A 21,031-nucleotide genomic window follows, 5' to 3' on the forward strand; every position below is an offset into this window, starting at 1 on the left:
GTGGTGGGGGAGTTGTTCATCGGTGGTCCGCAGGTGGCGCGTGGATACGGCGGGCGTCCGGCGTTGACGGCGGAGCGGTTTGTCGCGGATCCGTTTGCGGGGGATGGTTCGCGGTTGTATCGGACGGGTGACCGGGTGCGGTGGTTGCCGGATGGGCAGGTGGAGTTCCTGGGGCGGGTGGATGGTCAGGTGAAGGTGCGTGGGTTCCGGGTCGAAACCGGTGAGGTGGAGGCTGTGCTGGCTGCGCATCCGGGTGTGCGGTCGGCTGTGGTGGTGGCGGACGGTGACGGTGTGGATCGGCGGCTGGTTGCCTATGTGGTCCCGGTCGAGGGCGGTCCTGGCGTACCGGATGCTGGTGTGTTGCGTGGGTTCCTGCGGGGCCGGCTGCCGGAGTTCATGGTCCCCTCCGTGTTCGTGGAGTTGGCTGCGGTTCCGTTGACGTCGAACGGCAAGCTGGACCGCCGCGCGCTTCCTGATCCCGACACCTCTGGTCCTGAGGTGGGTTTGTTTGTTGAGCCGGTGGGGGCGGTGGAGGAGGTTTTGGCGGGGATCTGGGCGCAGGTGCTGGGGCGGGATCGTGTCGGTGCCGAGGACAACTTCTTCGAGCTGGGCGGGCATTCGCTGCTCGCGACCCAGGTGGTCTCCCGGATCCGTGAGGTGTTCGGCAGCGAGGTGCCGCTTTCTGCTCTGTTTGACGGTCCGACGGTCCGCAGTCTGGCGGTGGTCATCGAGCAGGTGGTGCCGGGGGTGGTGGTGCCGGGGGTGGTGCCGGTTTCCCGGGATGGGGTGTTGCCGTTGTCGTTCGGGCAGGAGCGGTTGTGGTTCCTGGACCGGTTGGAGCCGGGGTCGGTGGAGTACAACGTGCCGTCGCCGGTGTGGTTCGACGGTGGCGTGGATGTGGCTGCGCTGGAGGCTGCGTTGGCGGCCGTGGTGGCGCGGCATGAGGTGTTGCGGACCCGGCTGGTGGCGGGCCCGGACGGTGTGGCGCGGCAGGTGATCGACCCACCGGGGCCGGTTGCGTTGCCGGTGGTGGACGTCTCCGGTGTTGCTGATCCGATGGCCGTGGTCCGGTCTCTGGTCGAGGCGGATGCGGTGGCACCGTTCGACCTCGCAGCCGGGCCGCTGATCCGTACCTGCCTTGTGCGAGCGGGTCTGGATCGCAGTGTGCTGGTGTTGTCCTTGCATCACACTGTTTCCGACGAGTGGTCGGGCCGGATCCTCCGCCGCGATCTGCAGGTCCTCTATCGGGCGATCCGTGCCGGCGAGCCGGATCCGTTGCCGCCGTTGCCGGTGCAGTACGCGGACTTCGCCGTCTGGCAGCGCTCCTGGCTCACCGGCGAAGTCCTCGACGGCCAACTTGCCTACTGGCGTGACCGGTTGACCGGAGCGCCAGTGCTGGAGCTGCCCACCGACCGGCCCCGTCCCCCCGTGCGGTCCAGTGAGGGCGCGGCGGCACACTTCACCGTCCCCGCCCCGGTGGCTGACGGGCTGCGCGAGATGGCCCGCGCGAACGGGGCGACCATGTACATGGTGCTGTTGGCGGCTTACCTGGTGGTGCTGGGCCGTTACTGCGACACCGATGACGTGGTGGTCGGAACGCCGGTGGCGAACCGGAACCGTGCGGAGACCGAGGACCTGATCGGGTTCTTCGTCAACACGCTGGTGCTGCGGACGGACTTGTCGGGAGATCCCTCCTTCAGCGAGTTGCTGGGCCGGGTGCGGGAGACCGCGCTGGGCGCCTACGCCCACCAGGACCTGCCCTTCGAGCAACTCGTGGACGCCCTGATCACCGAGCGCGACCGCTCCCGCACCCCCCTCTTCCAGGTCTTCTTCAACTACCAGCGCGGCGAGGGCGACGGCCCCACGGCCCATGACGACCTCGACCGCGCGCAGACGTCACCCCAGACGGTGAAGTTCGACCTGACGGTGAACCTGATGGACGCCGGCACCGGACTGACCGGACTGATCGAGTACTGCACGGAGTTGTTCGATTCGGAGACGATCGCTCGTCTGACGGGGCACGTCGTCGCCGTGTTGGAGACGGTGGCCGTTGATCCGGGTCGTCCGTTGTCGCGGATATCGGTGTTGTCGGAGGCCGAGCGGCGGCAGGTGGCCGGCGGCTGGAACGGCGAGAGCGTGCCGTCCCCGTCGGAGGGCGGTGCGGCCGAGTTGATCGTCGCCCGTGCTGCGGCTGCCCCGGATGCGGTCGCGGTGGTGTGCGGACAGCGGCAGATGACATACGGGCGGCTGGTCGACCGGGCCTGGCGCCTGGCGGGCCTGCTGAGTGCGCGAGGTGTGTGCCCGGAGTCGGTGGTGGGGCTGTGTCTGCCGCGTGGGGTGGACATGGTGACGGCGGTGCTGGGGGTGTGGCTGGCGGGTGGCGCGTATCTGCCGCTGGATCCTGAATACCCGTCCGAGCGGCTGGAGTTCATGCTGGCCGACGCCGGCGCGGTCCTGTTGCTCAAGGGGCGATCCGTGGTGGGCGGCCCGGCTCGGGAGGACCTGCCGGAGGTGTGGCTGGACGATGCGGAGCTTGGCGTGCCGCCACGCGGTCGGCCTGAGGATGCCCGGGTGGAGCCGGACGCGCTGGCGTACGTCATCTACACCTCCGGGTCTACGGGGACCCCGAAGGGCACCCGCCTGCCCCACCGCGGCCTGGTGAACCTGGTGGCGGCGATCGGGCCGGTGCTCGGTGTGTCGTCGGGGTCGCGGGTGTTGCAGTTCGCGTCGTTGAGTTTCGACGCGGCGGTGCTGGATGTGGCGGTGACGTTGGGTCGTGGCGGCACGCTGGTCGTTGCTGCTGGTGTCGAGCGGTCTGATCCGGCTCGGCTGGCCGCGATGGTGGCGGCGCTGGGTGTGGAGGCGGCGAGTGTGGTTCCGTCGTTGCTGGAGGTGCTGGATCCGGCGCGGGTGCCGGGCTTGAACACGGTGTTGTCGGGTGCGGAGCGGTTGACGGCGACGATGGCGCGGGCGTGGGCCGAAGGACGTCAGCTCGTCAACACGTATGGTCCGACGGAGGCGACGGTCATGGTGACCACCGGCCCGGTGGATGCCAGGGCTGGGCGTGCTCCGGCGGTGGGCCGTGCGACAGCGAACACCCGGTTGTTCGTGCTGGACCGGTCGCTGAATCCGGTGCCGGTCGGGGTGCCGGGGGAGTTGTACATCGGTGGTCCGCAGCTGGCCCGTGGCTATGGAGGCCGCCCTGCGTTGACGGCGGAGCGCTTCGTCGCCGACCCGTTCGCGGAAGACGGTTCGCGCTTGTACCGGACGGGTGACCGGGTCCGCTGGCTGCCCGACGGCCGGCTGGACTTCCTGGGACGCGCGGACGCGCAGGTGAAGGTGCGTGGTTTCCGGATCGAGCCGGGTGAGGTCGAGGCAGCCCTGGCGGCGCATCCCGCGGTACGGTCCGCGGTGGTTGTCGTGGACGGGACCGGCGCCACCGCACGGCTGGTCGGGTATGTGATCCCGTCCGAGCCGGCTGAAGGCATCCCTGCCCCCGACGTGTTGCGGGCGTTCGTGGCGCGTCGGCTGCCGGAGTTCATGCTTCCCGCCGCGTACATCGAGCTGGCGGCGTATCCGCTGTCCCCGAACGGCAAACTCGACCGTGCCGCTCTCCCCGCCCCTGACCTGCGTCCCGTCCTGAACGGCTCGTATATCCCGCCGTCGACGCGGACGGAGCAGGTACTGGCCGCGGTCTGGGCCGGGTTGCTGGGCCTGGACCGGGTCGGTGCCGAGGACGACTTCTTCACGCTCGGCGGGCACTCGCTGTTGGCCACCCGGGTCATGTCCCGCATCCGCACCGAGTTCGGAGTGGAAGTACCCCTCGCCGCGCTGTTCGATCACCCCACCGTGCGCGATCTGGCCGTCGCGATCGACGGCGTACAGCCTGGTGTCGTGGCTCCGCCGGTCAGCCCGGTGCCGCGGGACCAGGAAATGCCGCTGTCGTTCGCCCAGCAGCGGCTGTGGTTCCTCGACCAGCTCGAACCGGGGTCCACCGAGTACAACCTGACGACATATCTGTCCTGGAACGAGACCACGGATCCCCGGATCCTGGGACTGGCGCTGACCGCCCTTGTCGCCCGGCACGAGGTGCTGCGGACCCGGCTGGTGACCGGCCCCGACGGTATCGCCCACCAGGTCGTCGACCCGCCGTCGCCGGTTCCCCTGCCCGTGGCTGACCTGTCGGAGCTCGGTGATCCACTGGAGGCCGGGCGAGGACTGGTCGCCGGGATGGCGGCCCGGCCCTTCGACCTGGCCCGCGGACCACTGATCCGGGCCTGCCTGATCCGGCTGGGAGAACGCGGAGACGTGCTGGCCCTGGCCGCCCATCACGTGGTCTTCGACAACTGGTCCGCGGGCATCTTCCGAGGTGAACTGGCCTTCCTGTACGAGGCGTTCCTGGCCGATGCACCGGACCCCCTGCCGCCGCTCGCGGTGCAGTACGCCGACTTCGCGGCCTGGCAACGGGTCTGGCTGACCGGAGAGGTCCTGGACCGGCAGTTGGCCTACTGGCGGGACCGGCTCGTCGGGGCACCGCTGCTGGAGCTGCCCACCGACCGACCGCGGCCTGCGATGCGCTCCAGCGCCGGGGCGGTCGCCGAGTTCCGAGTGCCGGCACGGACCGCCGAAGCACTGCGCGTGATGGCCCAGGACAATGGCGCGACGGTCTTCATGACGTTGCTGGCCGCACTCGACGTGGTGCTGGGACGGCATACGGGACTCGACGACGTGGCCGTCGGAACGCCCGTCGCGAACCGGAACCGGGCGGAGACCGAGGACCTGATCGGGTTCTTCGTCAACACGCTGGTGCTGCGGACCGACTTGTCGGGGGATCCGTCCTTCACCGAGTTGCTGGGTCGGGTGCGGGAGACCGCGTTGGGTGCCTACGCCCACCAGGACCTGCCCTTCGAGCAACTCGTGGACGCCCTGGTCACCGAACGCGATCGCTCCCGCACCCCCCTCTTCCAGGTCTTCTTCAACTACGCTCCCCGCGATCCCCGTGAGGACTCCAACCCGACCCACCCCGCTGCGGACCTGAACCTGGACGGCGACGGCACCGGCGAGTTCCAGGTGAAGTTCGACCTGTCCGTGACGATGGGGGACGCGAACGACGGCGGACTGGTCGGCGGCATCGAGTACAGCACGGCGTTGTTCGACGCCGGGACGATCAGCCGGCTGGCGGGCCACCTGACCACCGTGCTGGAGGCGGTCGCGGCCGACGCCGAGGTCACGATCGGCGGCCTGCCGATGGTGTCGGCGACGGAGCGTGCCGAGTCGCTGAGGCGGGGCTCCGGCGCCACGGGATCGCCGGCCGACGCCGTCGGCGTCCACGAGCTGCTGGTGAGGCATGCCACGGACCGCTTCGACGCGGTCGCGGTCGTCAGTGGGCAACGGCACGTGACCTACGGCGACCTGCTGGCTCGGGCAGCACGGCTGGCGAGTCGTCTGCGAGCTTCTGGGGTGGGGCCGGAGTCGGTGGTGGGCCTGTGTCTGGAGCGCGGGATCGACCTGGTGACGGCCGTGGCCGGAGTGTGGCTGGCCGGGGCGGCGTTCGTGCCGTTGGATCCGGAGTACCCGTCGGAGCGGTTGGCGTTGATGCTGGCCGACAGCGGTGCGCGGGTGGTGGTGGGCCATCGTTCGGTGGCTGCGGGGTTGGTGGATGCCGCGGTGGACACGGTCGTATGGCTGGACGACCCGGCTGTACGCACGGAGCTGAACGGATTGCCCACGCTGCTGCCACCGATACCGCTGGAGCCGGATCAACTGGCGTATGTGATCTACACGTCGGGGACGACGGGTGTCCCGAAGGGCGTCCAGGTGGGCCATGGTGGGCTGGTGAATCTGGCGGCCGGTCTGTGGCCGTTGCTGGGCAAGGGGTCCCGGGGCTTGTTGTTGGCGCCGTTCAGCTTCGACGCGGCGGTGTGGGAGCTGGTGATGGTGTTGGCGGGTGGTGGCACGCTGGTCGTGGCGTCGTCCGGTGAGCGGACCGAGCCCGGTGGGTTGGTTCGTGCGGCCGGGGTGGAACTGGCGTTCATGGTGCCGTCGTTGCTGCGGACACTGCGGCCGGCCGATCTGGCCGGGGTGAAGACCTTGGTGTCGGGTGCTGAGCGGGTGGATGCGGCGTTGGCGTCGGTGTGGCGGGCGGACGGGCGGCGGTTGCTGAATGCCTACGGGCCGACCGAGGCGACGGTGGTGGCGAGTATCGGGCTGGTGGACGGCGACGGTGAGGTTCCGTCGATCGGAGGGCCGGTTCCGGGCGCCCGTCTGTATGTGGTGGACGGTGCGCTGAATCTCGTGCCGGCGGGTGTGGCCGGTGAGTTGCTCGTGGGTGGCGTGGGTGTGGCGCGTGGGTATGTCGGTCGTGCGGCGCTGTCGGCGGAGCGGTTTATCGCTGATCCGTTCGCGGGTGATGGTTCGCGGGTGTATCGGACGGGTGACCGGGTGCGGTGGGGTGCCGACGGGCGGCTGGAGTTCGTGGGGCGGGTGGATGAGCAGGTGAAGGTGCGTGGTTATCGCATCGAGCCGGCGGAGATCGAAGCCGTCCTGACCAGGCATGCCGGGATCGGATCGGCGGTGGTCACGGTCGCCGGAGCCGAGGACGCCTCCCGGCTGGTGGCCTACCTCGTCCCCGCCGATCCCACGGAGAGCCTTCCTGCCCCGGGCGAGCTGCGCGAGTACCTGAGGTCCCGGCTCCCCGCGTTCATGGTCCCGGCCTCCTTCACCGAGTTGTCGGCGCTGCCGCTGACGCCGGGCGGGAAGCTCGACCGGGCCGCCCTCCCCGACCCCGACCCCGGCCGTGCCGATCTGTCCAGCCGCTACCTCGCCCCGCGAACCGCGACGGAGCGGGCACTGGCCGAGATCTGGGCGGAGGTGCTGGGTGTGGACCGGGTCGGCGTCGAGGACAACTTCTTCGAGCTGGGCGGCGACTCGATCATCGGGATCCAGGTGGTGGCGCGAGCGCGTTCGGCCGGAGTGGGCATCTCGGTCGCGCAGTTGTTCGACTTCCAGACGGTGGAATCGCTGGCGAGGGCCGCCGAGGTCGGTACGGGCGCGGTCCGGGACCAGGGCACCGTCGTCGGTGAGGTGGCGCTGTCGCCGGTGCAGAAGTGGTTCTTCGGGCTGGACCTGCCGGTGCCGTGGCACTTCAACCAGTCGGTGCTGCTGGGAGCCCCGGGCGCGGTCGACACGGCGATCCTGCGGGACGCGGTGGCCGAGGTACTGGCCCACCATGACGGTCTGCGCTCCCGGTTCGAGCCGGCGGGCGGGGAGTGGCGGGGCCGCGTCGCCGACATCGCGGACGACGCGGTGGACGCGGTGGACGCGGTGGACGTGGTGTGGGAGGCGGGGACGTGCCCGCCCGGAACTGCCGAGGAGCAGTGGCTGACGGGTGTCGCGAACATGGCGCAGCAATCGCTGGACCTGTCGGCGGGACCGCTGATGCGTGTGGTGCTCTTCGACCGGGGGGAGAGCTCGCCACTGATCCTGGTGGTGGCGCACCATCTGGTGGTCGACACCATGTCGTGGCCGGTGCTGGTGGGTGATCTGGGCTCCGCGTACGGACGGTTGGCCGCGGGGGAGCCGGTGGCGCTGCCCCCGAAGACGACGTCGTTCGCCGCCTGGTCGTCGTACCTGACGGAACTGGCCGGGTCGGACGAGATCGCCGCCGAAGCGCCGTACTGGGAACAAGTGGCGGCGCACGCAAGGCCGTTGCCGCGGGACCGGGCGGACGGGGGCAACGCGACGGTGGCGGCCCGGGACGTGCGGGTGTGGTTGAGCGGTGAGCTGACGTCGCTGCTGTTGTCGCGGGTGCCTTCGGTGTCCCGGCTGCGGGTCGACGAGGTGCTGTTGGCGGGGTTGGGGATGGTGCTCGGCGGGTGGCTCGGCGACGGTGGCCCGGCGGTCGTGGACGTGGAGAGTCATGGCCGGCACGAGGAGGGTCCGGGGATCGATCTGTCCCGGACCGTGGGCTGGTTCACGTGTCTGTACCCGGTCGCGCTGCCCGGCGGGACCGCGCCGGGTGCGGTGCTGGCCGACACCGACGCGATGCTGCGGCGGGTGCCCCGTCACGGCATGGGGTACGGCCTGTTGCGCCACCTCGCGGACTGGCGGCCCCCGGCCACCGCGGAGATCAGCTTCAACTACCTCGGCCAGGCCGCCCCCGGCAGGCCCACCGGCGACCGGACCGGCGACGCCCACGCCCCCTTCCGGGCGGTCGACGGACCACAGGGCCACGCACACTCCCGCGAGGGCGACCGGCCGTACCTGATCGAGATCAACGGACAGGTGGTCGACGGCCGCCTGAGCCTGGGCTGGACCTACAGCAGCGAGATCCACGACGCGGCCACGATCTCCGGCCTGGCCCACCGCCACCTGCAGATCCTCGGCGAACTGATCGACCACTGCTGCGCCCCGCAGGCCAGCGGGATCACCCCGTCGGACTTCCCGCTGGCCGCCCTCGACCAGTCTTCCCTCGACTTCATCAAACAACGTTTCGGCTCGGTGTCCCGGCCGGGTGGGAGCACCGATTCCGGAGGTCGGTCATGACAGCGTTCGATCTGACAGCATTCGATCCGACAGCGTTCGATCCAGCGCAGCCCGGCAGCGGAGCCATCGAGGACATCTACCCGCTCACGGGGCTGCAGCAGGGCATGCTGTTCCACTCCCGACTCGCTCCCGGAACGGGGGCGTACTGGATCTGGACGGGTCTTCCCCTCCAGGGCGAGCTGGACGTGGAGGTACTCCGGCGGGCCTGGGAGCTGGTGTTCGCGCGCCACGAGGTGCTGCGAACCGGGGTGGTGTGGGAGCAGGTTCCGGTGCCGATGGCGGTGGTGTCGCGGTCCGTGCCGTTGCCCTGGCAGGTGGTGGACGTGTCAGGGCTCGACGAGGAGGACCAACAGCGCGCGATCGACGCGTACGTGGCCGCTGACGAGTCGGAGGGTGCCGACTTCGGGGCGCGGACACTGGTGCGGCTCGCGCTGGTGCGCCTGGGCGAGCGTCGGCACCAGCTGCTGTGGAGCTACCACCACCTGGTGCTCGACGGCTGGAGCAGCCCCGCGGTCATCGGTGAGGTGCTGCGGGTCTACCAGGAACTGGTGGCCGGGCGGCAGCCGGTGCTGCCGGACCGGCGCCCGTTCCGCGACTTCGTGGCCTGGCTGCTCGGCCAGGACCAGGACGAGGCCAAGCGGTACTGGCGCGACCAGCTCGCCGGATTCGCCGTCCCCACCGCTCTCGGTGTCGGACACGAGACGGGAGAGACCGGGCGGGGCACCGCCTGGGCCCGGCTGGACCAGGACGCCTTCGCCCGGGTGACGGAGTTCGCGCGACGGCACCGGCTGACCGTCAACACGGTCGTCCAGGGCGCCTGGGCGGTTCTCACCGCCCGCTACGCGGGCACCGACGACGTCCTGTTCGGCGTCACCTCCTCCGGGCGCGGCAGCCGGCTCGACGGCATCGAGGCCATGGTCGGACTGCTGATGAACACCACCCCGGCCCGCATCAGGATCGACCCCGGCGAGACCGTCCCGCAGTGGCTGGCCGCGATCCAGGCCGAGCAGGCACGCGGCCGCCGCTACGAACACACCCCGCTGACCGACATCCAGGCCTGCAGCCAGATCCCCACCGGACAGCCCCTGTTCGAGACCCTGTTCGTCTTCGAGAACTACCCCGCCCCGGGCTGGCACGGCGGGCAGGACTCGCCCGGCACGGGCGGTGGCGGTCTGCGCGTCGGCGCGGTGTTCCACGGCCGCCCGCAGGGCAACTACCCGCTGACCGTGGCCGCGGGCATCGGACCGGGACCGGAGCTGTCGATCCGCCTCGACTACGAGCGGAACCGGTTCGTGCCGGCCGCGATGGAGCGGATGGCGGAGCACCTGGCCACCGTGCTGGAGGCGATCGCGGCGAGCACGGACCGGAAGGTGGCGGAGCTGCCCGTCCTGACCGCCGCCGAACGCGCGCAGGTGGTGACGGACTGGAACGACACGGCGGCGCCGTCGACCGCTGCGGGCGGGGCGCACGAGCTGGTCGCCGAACAGGTACGGCGGCACCCGGACGCGGTGGCGGTGGTGTGCGGCTCGTGGCAGATGACGTACGAGGCGCTGTGGCAGCGGGCCGGGCGGTTCGCGGGGCTGCTGCGGTCGGCGGGCGCGGGCCCGGAGTCGGTGGTCGGCCTGTGCCTGCCGCCCGGGATCGACATGGTCGCGGCCGTACTCGGAGTGTGGCGGGCCGGGGCGGCCTACCTGCCGCTCGACCCCGGCTACCCGCCGGAGCGGCTGGCGTTCATGCTGGCCGACAGCCGTGCCCCGGTCCTGGTGAGCACCAGCGAGCTGGCCGACGAACTGCCGGTCGGCCGGCTGCGGGTGCTGTGCCTGGACACCCCGGCCGATGCCGCGCTGCTGGCCGCCTCGCCGGCCCCGGAGCCCGTACCGGTGGACGCCGCCGGGCTGGCGTATGTGATGTTTACGTCGGGGTCGACGGGTGTGCCGAAGGGTGTGCAGGTGACCCATGGTGGTGTGGTGAACCTGGCGGTGGCGCAGCGGCGGTTGTTCGGGTTGGGCGCGGGTGAGCGGGTGTTGGGGTTTGCGTCGTTCAGTTTTGATGCGTCGGTGTGGGAGCTGTTGTTGGCGCTGGCTTCGGGGGCGGCGTTCGTGGTGGCCTCGGCGCGGGAGCGGGCCGAGCCGGGCCGGGTGGCCGGGTTGCTGCGGTCTGCGGGGGTGGGGGTGGCGACCGTGCCGCCGTCCCTGCTCCAGGCGTTGACGTCGGGCGACCCGGGACAGCTCGCGGGTGTGGGGACGTTGGTGACGGCGGGGGAGCGGCTGGACGAGGACCTGGCCGCGGTGTGGGCGGAGGGAAGGCGGCTGTACAACGCCTACGGGCCCACGGAGACGACGGTGTGCGCGTCGGCCGGCCTGTGCCGTCCGGGCGACGGCGCGCCGATCGGCACCCCGGTCACCAACACCCGGGTGTACGTGCTGGATCGCTGCCTGGGCCTGGTGCCGACCGGCGTACCGGGCGAACTGTTCGTCGCCGGCGCCCAGGTGGCGCGCGGCTACGTGGGGCGGTCGGCTCTGACGGCGGAACGGTTCGTCCCCGACCCGTTCGCGGCGGACGGCACCCGGATGTACCGCACGGGCGACCGGGTACGGTGGCTGCCGGACGGGCGGCTGGACTTCGTGGGCCGGGTGGACGACCAGGTCAAGGTACGTGGATTCCGGATCGAGCCGGGCGAGGTCGAGGCCGTGCTCGCCACGCACCCGCAGGTCAGGACCGCGGTCGTCGCCGCCCGGGGCGAGGGCGCCGCCGCCCGGCTGGCCGCCTACCTGGTGCCGGCCGACCCGGCCGAGGGGATCCCTGCCGCGGAGGAGCTGCGCACGTTCGCGGCCCGGCGTCTGCCCGAGCACATGCTCCCCACCGTCTTCACCGAACTGGCCGCCCTCCCCCTCACCCCCGCGGGCAAGGTCAACCGCGCCGCCCTCCCCGACCCCGACGAGAACGGCCCGGACCTGGACCACTACGTGCCCCCCGCCACGGCGGCCGAAGAACTCCTGGCCGCCATCTGGGCCGAGGTGCTGCACGTCGACCGGGTCGGCGCCGAGGACGACTTCTTCGAGCTCGGCGGCCACTCCCTGCTCGCCGTCCAGGTCACCTTCCGCGTCCGTGACGTCTTCGGGGTCGAGATCCCGTTCTCCGCGCCGTTCGACCACCCCACCCTGCGGGACCTGGCCGCGCTCCTCGAAGGCCCCCGGACGGAACCGGCCGCACCTCCGGTCACCCCGGTCGGCCGGGACCAGCCCCTGCCCCTGTCCTTCGGCCAGCAGCGGCTCTGGTTCATCGACCAACTGGAGCCCGGCTCGGCCGAGTTCGTCCTGCCCACCCGGATACGGTTCACGTCCGACGTGGACCCGGCCGCGCTCGGTGCGGCGCTGACCGCGGTCACGGCACGGCACGAGATCCTGCGGACCCGGCTGGTGACCGGTACCGACGGTGTGCCGCACCAGGTCGTCGACCCGCCCGGGGTCGTCGCACTGCCGGTCGTCGACCTGTCGGGATGTCCCGAACCGGCTCGCGTGGCCCAGCAGTTGGTCGACCAGGACGCCCGGGTCCCGATCGATCTCGCCGCCGGACCGATGCTCCGCGCCGTGTTGTACCGCCTCGGTCCGGCCGAGCACGTGCTCGCCCTCACCATGCACCACGTGACGTTCGACGAATGGTCGGACCAGGTCCTGCGCCGTGAACTGCGCGCGCTGTACGACGCGTTCCGGGCGGGCGAGGCCGATCCGCTGCCGCCGCTGCCGGTGCAGTACGCCGACTTCGCGGTGTGGCAGCGGTCCTGGCTGAGCGGCGACGTCCTCGACGAACAACTGACGTACTGGCGTGCGCAGCTCGCCGGGGTCCCCGTCCTGGACCTGCCCACGGACCGGCCCCGCCCGCCGGTGCCGTCCCGGGCCGGTGCCGTCGTCGGCTTCCGGCTGTCCGCTTCGGTCACCGAGAGCCTGCGGAAGGTCGCCAGGGAGCAGGACGCGTCGATGTTCATGACGCTGCTGGCCGCCTACACCCTGGTGCTGAGCCGCTACAGCGGCCAGGACGACATCGCGGTGGGCACACCGGTGGCGGCCCGGAACCGGGCCGAGACCGAGGACCTGATCGGCTTCTTCGTCAACAGCCTGGTGCTGCGCACCGACCTGTCCGGCGACCCCGCCTTCACCGAACTGCTGACCCGGGTCCGCGACATGTCGCTCGCCGCCTACGCCAACCAGGACCTGCCCTTCGAGCAGCTGGTCGACGCCCTCGTCACCGACCGCGACGAGACCCGCACCCCGCTGTTCCAGGCCATCTTCAACTACACGCCCGGCGAAGGCCGGCCGGCCGGACCGACCGTCACCGGCGACGGGCCCGGAGCGGCCCCGGAGGTCCTCGACATCGAGGTCGACACCCGGTTCGACGTACGGCTGACGATCTCCGACGACCTCGTCGGGGGCCTGTCGGGCGGGATCCACTACAACGCCGAGCTCTTCGACCCGGCCACGGTACGGCGGATGGCCGAGCACCTGCAGACGGTGCTGTCCGCCGTCGCGGCCGACGCGAGCCGTCCGCTGTCGCGCCTGCCGCTGCTCACCGCGGACGAGCGGGTCCGCCTGCTCGACGACCGCAACGACACGGCGGTCACCTGGCCCGACGCCGACGGGGTGTACGAACTGGTCGCCGCGCGGGCGGCGGCGACCCCGGACGCGATCGCGGTGGTCTCAAACGGGCGGAGCCTGTCGTACGCGGCCCTGATGGCGCGGGCCGGACGGCTCGCCGCCTACCTCCGCCTCGCACGGGTGGGACCGGACACCGTGGTGGGTCTGTGCCTGCCGCGCGGGGCCGACCTCGTCGTCGCGGTCCTCGCGGTCTGGCGGGCCGGCGGCGCGTACCTGCCGCTGGACCCGGGCTACCCGTCCGACCGGCTGGCGTTCATGCTCGCCGACAGCCGCGCCGAAGTGCTGGTCGGTATGGCGGACATGGTCGAGAACCTGCCGTTGCGGCGGGTACGGGTGGTCGCCCTGGACAATCCGAAGGTCCGGCGCATCATGGCCGCCTCCCCGGACCCGGACACCCGGGACGTCCCGGAACCGGCCGTCGCCGTACGGCCCGACGGTCTCGCCTACGTGATCTACACCTCCGGCTCGACCGGAACCCCCAAGGGCGTCATGGTCAGCCACGGGTCGCTGGCGAACTACGTGCGCTGGTTCGACGAGCGGTTCGGGATCACCGCGAGCGACCGGGTCCTCGTGTCGTCCTCGCCGAGCTTCGACGCCTTCGGGATCGAGCTGTATCCCGCACTGGCCGCCGGCGGAGCCCTGGTCGTCGCCCCCGCGTCCGGGGTCGCCGCGGACCCCGACGGTCTGATCGAGACGATGACCGCGCAGCAGGTCACCGTCCTCCCGACGGTGCCCGCCATGCTCGGCCTGCTCACCGGGCGCGCCGCCCTCGCCGGATGCTCCGCGATCAGGGGGGTGGTCTGCGGCGGGGAACAGCTCACCGGCCGGGCCGCCGCTGCGCTCACCCGTGTGCTGCCGGTGCCCCTGCACAACGTGTACGGGCCGACCGAGACCACCATCGACGTCACCGCCCACACCTACGAGCCGCACGGCGACCCGGCGGAGGGCGTGGTGCCGATCGGTGTCCCGGCCGCCAACACCCGCCTCCACGTGCTGGCCGGCGACCTGACCCCGGTACCCGAGGGCGTGCCCGGCGAACTGTTCGTCGGCGGGGCGCACCTGGCCCGCGGCTACATCCGCGCGCCCGGCCTCACCGCGGAGCGGTTCGTCGCCGACCCGTTCGCCGCCGACGGTTCCCGCCTGTACCGGACCGGCGACCGGGTCAGGTGGCACCAGGCGGGGCACCTGGAGTTCCTGGGCCGGTTCGACGACCAGGTCAAGGTGCGCGGCTACCGGATCGAGCCGGGGGAGATCGAGGCCGCGCTGGCCGGCCACCCGGGCGTGGGGGCGGCGGTCGTCGCCGTCGTCGGGGACGGCGACCTGACCCGGCTGGGCGCCCACCTGACCCCGGCCGAGGCCGGTGAGCCGATCCCGTCCGTGGCCGACCTGCGGGAACACCTCCGGCGGCGGCTACCGGACTTCATGGTCCCGGCGACCTTCACCGAACTGGCCGCGCTGCCGCTGACCCCCACCGGCAAGGTCGACCGTGCCGCCCTGCCCGACCCCGACCAGAGCGGGCCCCAGCCCGTCCACCAGTACGTCGCGCCCGCCACCCGCACCGAGGAACTCCTCGCCGGGTTCTGGTCCGACATCCTGGGCCGGACCCGGATCGGCACCCGCGACAACTTCTTCGAACTCGGCGGCCACTCCCTGCTCGCCACCCAGGTCGTGTCGAGGATCAGGGACGTGTTCGGCGTCGAGCTGCCCCTCACCGCCATGTTCCACGAGCCCACGATCGCCGAGACCGCCGCGACCGTCGACCGGGCCGTGTTCGGCTCCGCCGACGGTACGGAAGGGTCCGGCGAGTACGAGGAGTTCGAACTCTAGGAACGCGCCCCGCGCCCCAGACCCCCCTCCTGTGAGGGGGGTCTTCTAGCTCCTGAGAGGGATGCGGGCTGCGGGGCGTCGCTCCTCCCGGGGGCGGTGAAGATGGCACCGCCACGTGATGTCTGCGGCGCCTGGCCTCCCTAGCCTTGCTGACATGGAAGCAACCATCAAAGTCTCCGGACTGCGCAAGCACTTCGGACGCACGGTGGCCCTGGACGGGATGACGTTCGACGTCCGCCCCGGTGTGGTGACCGGGTTCGTCGGCCCCAACGGTGCCGGGAAGTCCACGACGATGCGGGTGATCCTCGGACTGGACTCGGCCGACGAGGGGACAGCGTTGATCGGCGGGAAGCCGTATCACAGTCTCCGGCACCCGCTGAGCCACGTGGGTTCACTCCTGGACGCGGCCGCGCTGCATCCCAGCCGCAGTGCTCGCGGCCATCTCCTCTGGCTGGCGCACTCACAGGGCATGGCCGCGCGCCGCGTGGACGAGGTGCTCGAACTGGTCGGCCTGACGTCGGCGGCGCGGCGGAAGGCCGGCGGCTACTCGCTCGGCATGCGGCAGCGGCTCGGGATCGCCGCGGCGCTGCTGGGCGACCCGGCGACGGTGATGCTCGACGAGCCGTTCAACGGCATGGACCCCGAAGGCATCATCTGGATTCGCGGCTTCCTGCGGTCGCTGGCCGCTCAGGGCCGCGCCGTCCTGGTGTCCAGCCATCTGATGAGCGAGTTGCAGGACACGGCCGACCGGCTGGTGGCGGTCGGGCGCGGCAAGGTCATCGCCGACACCAGCGTGGCCGAACTCATCGGGGCCGCGTCCGAGAGCCGGGTCGCCGTACGGACCACCGCCCCGCAGGACACCATGCGGGTCCTCGCCGAGGCCGGTGCCACCGTGGCGGCCATCGGCAGCGACACCATCACCGTCTCCGGGCTCGCCCCGGACCGCATCGTGACGGCGCTGAACAAGGGAGGGGTGCCGTTCTCGGAGGTGTCGGCGCACCGGGCCACGCTCGAAGAGGCCTACATGGAACTCACCCGCAACGCGGTCGAGTTCCGCGCCGCCGCACCCACGGAGGCGTCCCGGTGACCGCCACCATGACCCCGCGTCCCGTCGGCAGGAAGCCCGGCCGGGACGGTTTCCTCCAGCTCCTGCACGCGGAATGGACCAAGTTCCGCACCGTCCGGAACTGGCTGTACGGCATGGCGGTGGCGGCACTCCTGGTGGTGGCGGTCGCCCTGCTCACCGGGATCAGCAGCGATCAGAAGGGCTCGCCGCCGGTGCCGGTCGGACCGGGCGGCGAACCCGTCACCGACAGCTATTTCCTCGTGCACCAGCCGCTGACCGGCAACGGCAGCGTCACCGTCTCCGTCTCCGCGCTGGAGAGCCGCATCCCCAAGGGCCCCGATGACCTGCGGCCCGGCACCGTGCCGTGGGCGAAGGCCGGGCTCATCGTCAAGGAGAGCACCCGCCAGGGATCGCCGTACGCGGCGATCATGGCCACCGGCAGCCACGGCGTGCGGATGCAGGACGACTACGTCCACGACACCGCCGGCCTTCCCGGTCAGGTCACCGCCAAGTCCCCCCGCTGGCTGCGGCTGGACCGCTCGGGCACCACCATCACCGGCTACGCCTCCACCGACGGCACGAACTGGACCAAGGTGGGCACCGCGCACGTGAGCGGACTCGGATCGACCGTGCAGGTCGGGCTGTTCGTCGCCTCTCCGCCCGCCGTGCAGGGCCTGGGCACGGCCGGCAGCGTGTCGACGGCCGTCTTCGACGATGTGCGCCTCCAAGGGGGCTGGACCGGCGGTGAGTGGAAGGGCGAGCAACTGGGCGCCGACTCACCCACCTTCGCCGGCTACCCGAACAACGCGTCGGGCTCGTTCACCCGGTCCGGCGAGCAGTTCACGGTGAGCGGCGCAGGAGACGTGGCGCCCGCGGTCCGCGAGACCCTGCCGACCGGCGGCACCCTCCGGGACATCCTCACCGGCACCTTCGCCGCGCTGATCGCGGTGACCGTCGTAGGGACGCTGTTCATCACCTCGGAATACCGCAACAACATGATCCACACGACCCTGGCGGTCAGTCCGAGGCGGAGCCGGGTGCTGGTGGCCAAGGCGATGGTGCTGGGCGGCGTCACCTTCGTCACCGGGCTGGTGGGAACGGCCCTCGCGGTCCCGCTCGGCGAGCGGCTGGCGCGGAACCACGGGGTGTACCTCTTCCCGGTGGACTCCTCGGCCGAACTGCGGGTGGTGCTCGGGACCGCGGCGCTGCTCGCGACCGCCTCGGTGCTCGCCCTCTCCGTGGGCACCGTCTTCCGGCACAGCGCCGGCGCGGTCACCACCGTCATCGTGGCCATCGTGCTGCCGTACGTCCTGACCGCCACTCCGTTCATGCCCGCGAGCGCCGCGAACTGGCTGGCCCGGGTGACGCCGGGGGCGGCCTTCGCCGTCCAGCAGACGCTGGTGCAGTACGACCAGGTGGCAAGCCACTACACGCCGTACAACGGCTACTATCCGCTGGCGCCGTGGGCCGGGTTCGCCGTTCTGGCCGCATACGCGGTGGTGAGCGTGGCCGTGGCCGCCGTCCTCCTCAACCGGAGGGACGCATGAGCCTCGCACTGCACGCGGAGTGGACGAAGCTCCGGACCGTCGCCGGTCCGCTGTGGCTGCTGCTCGGTACCGTCGCGGCGACGACGGCCCTGGGGGCCGGGGCGACCGCGGTGGTGCACTGCACGGCCGACGGCTGCGGCGGCGACACGACCAAGGTCAGCCTCATGGGGGTCTACCTCGGCCAGGCACTGGTCGCCATCCTGGCCGTGCTGATCATCAGCGGGGAGTACAGCTCGGGCATGATCCGCACCACCCTGACGGCGGTGCCGCGGCGGGCGGTGCTCTTCGCCGCCAAGGCCGCGACTCTCGTCGGCGTCGTGGCTGTCGGCGGAACGGCCGCCGTCCTCGGGTCGGTGCTCGCCGGGCGGCTCATCCTGCCCGACGCCGGCGACCGGGCCCTGTCCCTGTCCGACGGGACGACGCTGCGCGCGGTCTTCGGAACGGTCCTCTACCTGATACTGATCGGCCTGCTGAGCCTCGGTGTCGCTACCGCCGTACGGGACTCCGCGACCAGCATCGGAGTCGTCCTCGGCCTGCTGTACATCGTCCCGATCGTCTCCCAGGCCGTCAGCGCCCCGCGCTGGCAGCACCTGCTCGAAAAGATCGCACCGATGAGCGCGGGGCTCGCCATCCAGGCCACCACCCATCTCGACAGCCTGCCCATCAGCCCGTGGGCCGGCCTCGGTGTGACAGCCGGGTGGGCCGCGGCGGGACTGCTGGTCGGCGGGGTGCTGCTGGGGAGGCGCGATGCCTAGCCCCGCGCGTGCCGCTCACCCGGTGCCGTGCCGCTCAGGCGCTGTAGTCCTCGAGGTCTCCGTCGCGGACGATGTCGAGGGTGACGCAGTGGAACCCGCCGCCGAGGACCCGCGAGTGCCGCAGTCGGTGGGGAAGCACCGTGATGCCCTTCTTCTCCATGGCGGAGATCAGCTCCGGCTGGTCCGCGTCCACGATCGCCACGTCCGGGCTCACCATGAGCAGGTTCATCCCCAGCCAGGGTGCGCTCAGCGGGCGCGCGACGATCGCCGGGACGTCGCGGATCGGCGGCGACCACAGGATGTCCCAGCCGCGGAAGCACGCGGGGACCGTCTCCTCGGTCAGCCGCTCGGGGTTGAGCAGCACCAGACCGGGGCGCAGCAGGGTGATGGTGGTGTCGATGTGCGTGTAGCCGTACACCCCGCGGACCGGATGGACCCGGAAGTCGCCGAACAGCCGCAGCGTGGACTCCAGCCAGCGCAGCCCGAGTTCGTTGCCGCTGCGGGAGACCTGGTAGATCACGTCCCGGCCGATGCGCAGCACGTTCGCCGCGTCGAAGACCGGCTCGCTCTCGCCCAGCAGCGGCAGGCCCTCGTCGTCCAGGGAGAACAGGTCGTCGGCCAGGCGCGGTTTGGGCGCGGAGAGCCAGGTCGCGCCGCGCAGCATGTAGTCCTGGAAGAGCTCCCGCATCCCGCCGAGCAGTTCGAAGTACCGGGCGCGCATGGGGCTCGGCGTCTCGACGATCGCCGAACCGAGGACCATCGTGATGTCGCGGGGGCAGTACGACAGGTAGCCGTCGCTTGTCCAGTCCGGCGAGCGGAACACCTTCGAGTGATCCGGTGCGGCGGGCTGGTGCACGGTCACGCCCAGGTCCCGCAGTGTGGCGATCAGCGTCGCCAGGTCCTCGGTGGTCTCCTCGACGACCTGCTGGGGGAACGCGCCCTGGGCGACCTCCTGCAACTCCTTTTCCGAGAGCGTCGGATAGCAGGCGAGCCATGCCGAGACATCACTCATCCGAGGAAGCCGGGCGTTCGCCACGTCGCCGACGATCACCTCCCGAAGCTGCGTGAACTCGTCCCATGAGTTGACCGCGGGCCGTGTCGCCTCGTCGGCGGAAGCCGATTCTGATATCGCGTTCGTCATCTTCTCCCCATTTACTCGTGGTCTTGGTCCTGCTGCGCACAGAATGCGCAGCACCGCCAATGAATCACGTTTTCCCGTAATAGGGAAAGGGGCATGGGGTTCAACTGATTAGCTGCCGCAGTCGAACAATTTCACGCCCGATACGGGGGTTTAAACGGGCATAAAGCCGACTGCCTGGGTGGCGTGTGGGGAAAAACGACCCAAGCTCTTGTCCGGGGCCTTCTTGTGGTGGCCGCCGAACGTCAGCGCTGCGGCGGCGATGATCACGAGGAGTACCAGAATCGCTATCGTCCAGCGTTTATCCATGCGCGAAAGTCTAGCAGCGGACGGGCGAAAGCAGGGGGCTTTACCACCGTGCGAATACTGTTTTCGGCCGGGTCGGGCTGGAGTAGGTTTGGCCTCTGACGGTGAGGTGTGCGGACAAAACGAGAGGCAGACCATGGCTGACACCACGGCACCACCGCCTTTCACGGTGATCTCCGGAAAGGCGGTGCACGACGTACTCCACGGCCGTGAGAAGGAACTGCTCGGCATCGTCGAGCACGGCTACCGGCTGCACGGCGACGGCAGGACGGAGAACCCGCCGTCGTACTTCCTGCGATTCCCCGACGACCCCGCCAACCGGATCATCGCGCTCCCGGCCCACGTGGGCGGTGACGTCGCCGTCTCCGGCATCAAATGGATCTCCAGCTTCCCCGCGAACGTGGCGAAGGGCATCCCGAGGGCGTCCGCCGTCGTCGTGCTGAACGACCAGGAGACCGGCTATCCGTTGGCGTGCCTGGAAGGCTCCATCATCAGCGCGGTCCGCACCGCGGCGTCCGCCGCGGTGGCCGCCGTCACGCTGGGCGCCGGCCGGCCGCGGCCCGCGAGGCTGGGCGTCGTCGGCACCGGCCTGATAGCCCGGTTCGTGCACACCTATCTGGTGGCGGCCGGGTTCGAGTTCGAGGAGATCGGCCTCTTCGACGACAACGCGGAGCACGCCCGGGGCTTCGCCGGACACCTGGAGCGCGCCGGCGCCCGCCGGGTCACCGTGCACGAGGATCTGGAGAGCCTGGTGCGCTCGGCGGACCTGCTGCTGTTCGCGACGACCGCGGGAACCCCGTACGTCGAGGACCCAGACTGGTTCGCGCACCACCCGCTGGTGCTGCACGTGTCGCTGCGCGACCTGTCGCCTCGGGTCGTGCTGGACAGTTGCAACGTCGTGGACGACGTCGAACACTGTCTCAAGGCCGCGACCTCGGTACACCTCGCCGAGCAGGCCGTGCACAACCGCGACCACGTACACGCCACCCTGTACGACGTGCTGACCGGAACGTTCACCCCTCCGGACGACCGCACAGTGGTGTTCTCGCCCTTCGGGCTGGGCGTACTGGATCTCGTCGTCGCCCGCCACGTCTACGACCGGACCACGGCGGGCGTGACCGTGGCCGACTTCTTCCACGAACTGTCCCGATACGGCGGTTGAGGGCGCCGCGTCCGCGCGGACGGCCTCGGCGGCG

8 protein-coding genes and 1 pseudogene are annotated in these 21,031 nt (G+C 71.2%); 7 read left to right on the plus strand and 2 right to left on the minus strand.

Features of this window, described 5'->3' with window-relative positions:
• Positions 1 to 3: 3 nt before the first annotated feature.
• From ACFWPQ_RS49275 to ACFWPQ_RS49300, 6 genes and pseudogenes are all read left to right on the plus strand, one after another.
• Positions 4 to 459: pseudogene (locus ACFWPQ_RS49275) on the plus strand (hypothetical protein); the annotation flags it as partial.
• A gap of 39 nt (positions 460 to 498) precedes the next feature.
• Positions 499 to 8,544: an amino acid adenylation domain-containing protein gene (locus tag ACFWPQ_RS49280; RefSeq protein WP_384051124.1), complete on the plus strand. Its 8,046-nt coding sequence runs from the start codon at positions 499 to 501 to the stop codon at positions 8,542 to 8,544.
• A complete protein-coding gene (locus tag ACFWPQ_RS49285; protein WP_384051092.1) occupies positions 8,541 to 15,023 on the plus strand; it encodes an amino acid adenylation domain-containing protein in 6,483 nt (2,160 codons plus the stop codon). Before ACFWPQ_RS49280 ends, ACFWPQ_RS49285 begins: the two co-directional genes overlap by 4 nt.
• A 154-nt stretch (positions 15,024 to 15,177) precedes the next feature.
• Positions 15,178 to 16,110: an ABC transporter ATP-binding protein gene (locus tag ACFWPQ_RS49290; RefSeq protein WP_384051095.1), complete on the plus strand. Its 933-nt coding sequence runs from the start codon at positions 15,178 to 15,180 to the stop codon at positions 16,108 to 16,110.
• Positions 16,107 to 17,636, plus strand: a complete 1,530-nt coding sequence (locus ACFWPQ_RS49295) for an ABC transporter permease subunit (RefSeq protein ID WP_384051098.1) — start codon at positions 16,107 to 16,109, stop codon at positions 17,634 to 17,636. Before ACFWPQ_RS49290 ends, ACFWPQ_RS49295 begins: the two co-directional genes overlap by 4 nt.
• Positions 17,633 to 18,391: an ABC transporter permease gene (locus ACFWPQ_RS49300; protein ID WP_384051101.1), complete on the plus strand. Its 759-nt coding sequence runs from the start codon at positions 17,633 to 17,635 to the stop codon at positions 18,389 to 18,391. The genes ACFWPQ_RS49295 and ACFWPQ_RS49300 overlap by 4 nt, the downstream gene beginning before the upstream one ends.
• A gap of 34 nt (positions 18,392 to 18,425) precedes the next feature.
• On the opposite strand, the gene ACFWPQ_RS49305 is transcribed toward ACFWPQ_RS49300, so the two are convergent.
• Together ACFWPQ_RS49305 and ACFWPQ_RS49310 are read right to left on the minus strand one after the other, a co-directional pair.
• Positions 18,426 to 19,532 (minus strand): inosamine-phosphate amidinotransferase 1, encoded by a 1,107-nt coding sequence (locus ACFWPQ_RS49305; RefSeq protein ID WP_384051104.1) that lies wholly within the window; start codon positions 19,530 to 19,532, stop codon positions 18,426 to 18,428.
• A 150-nt stretch (positions 19,533 to 19,682) separates the two neighbouring features.
• Positions 19,683 to 19,838, minus strand: coding sequence for a hypothetical protein (locus tag ACFWPQ_RS49310; protein WP_384051107.1), 156 nt, complete (start codon positions 19,836 to 19,838; stop codon positions 19,683 to 19,685).
• A gap of 133 nt (positions 19,839 to 19,971) precedes the next feature.
• Between ACFWPQ_RS49310 and sbnB the strand changes: the two genes are divergently transcribed.
• Entirely contained in the window at positions 19,972 to 20,997 is a 1,026-nt protein-coding gene (gene sbnB, locus ACFWPQ_RS49315) for a 2,3-diaminopropionate biosynthesis protein SbnB (protein WP_384051110.1), read from the plus strand.
• The last annotated feature ends 34 nt before the right edge of the window (positions 20,998 to 21,031 follow it).

It is taken from the genome of Streptomyces sp. NPDC058464 (assembly GCF_042721035.1).
In the GTDB taxonomy this organism is placed as follows: domain Bacteria; phylum Actinomycetota; class Actinomycetes; order Streptomycetales; family Streptomycetaceae; genus Streptomyces.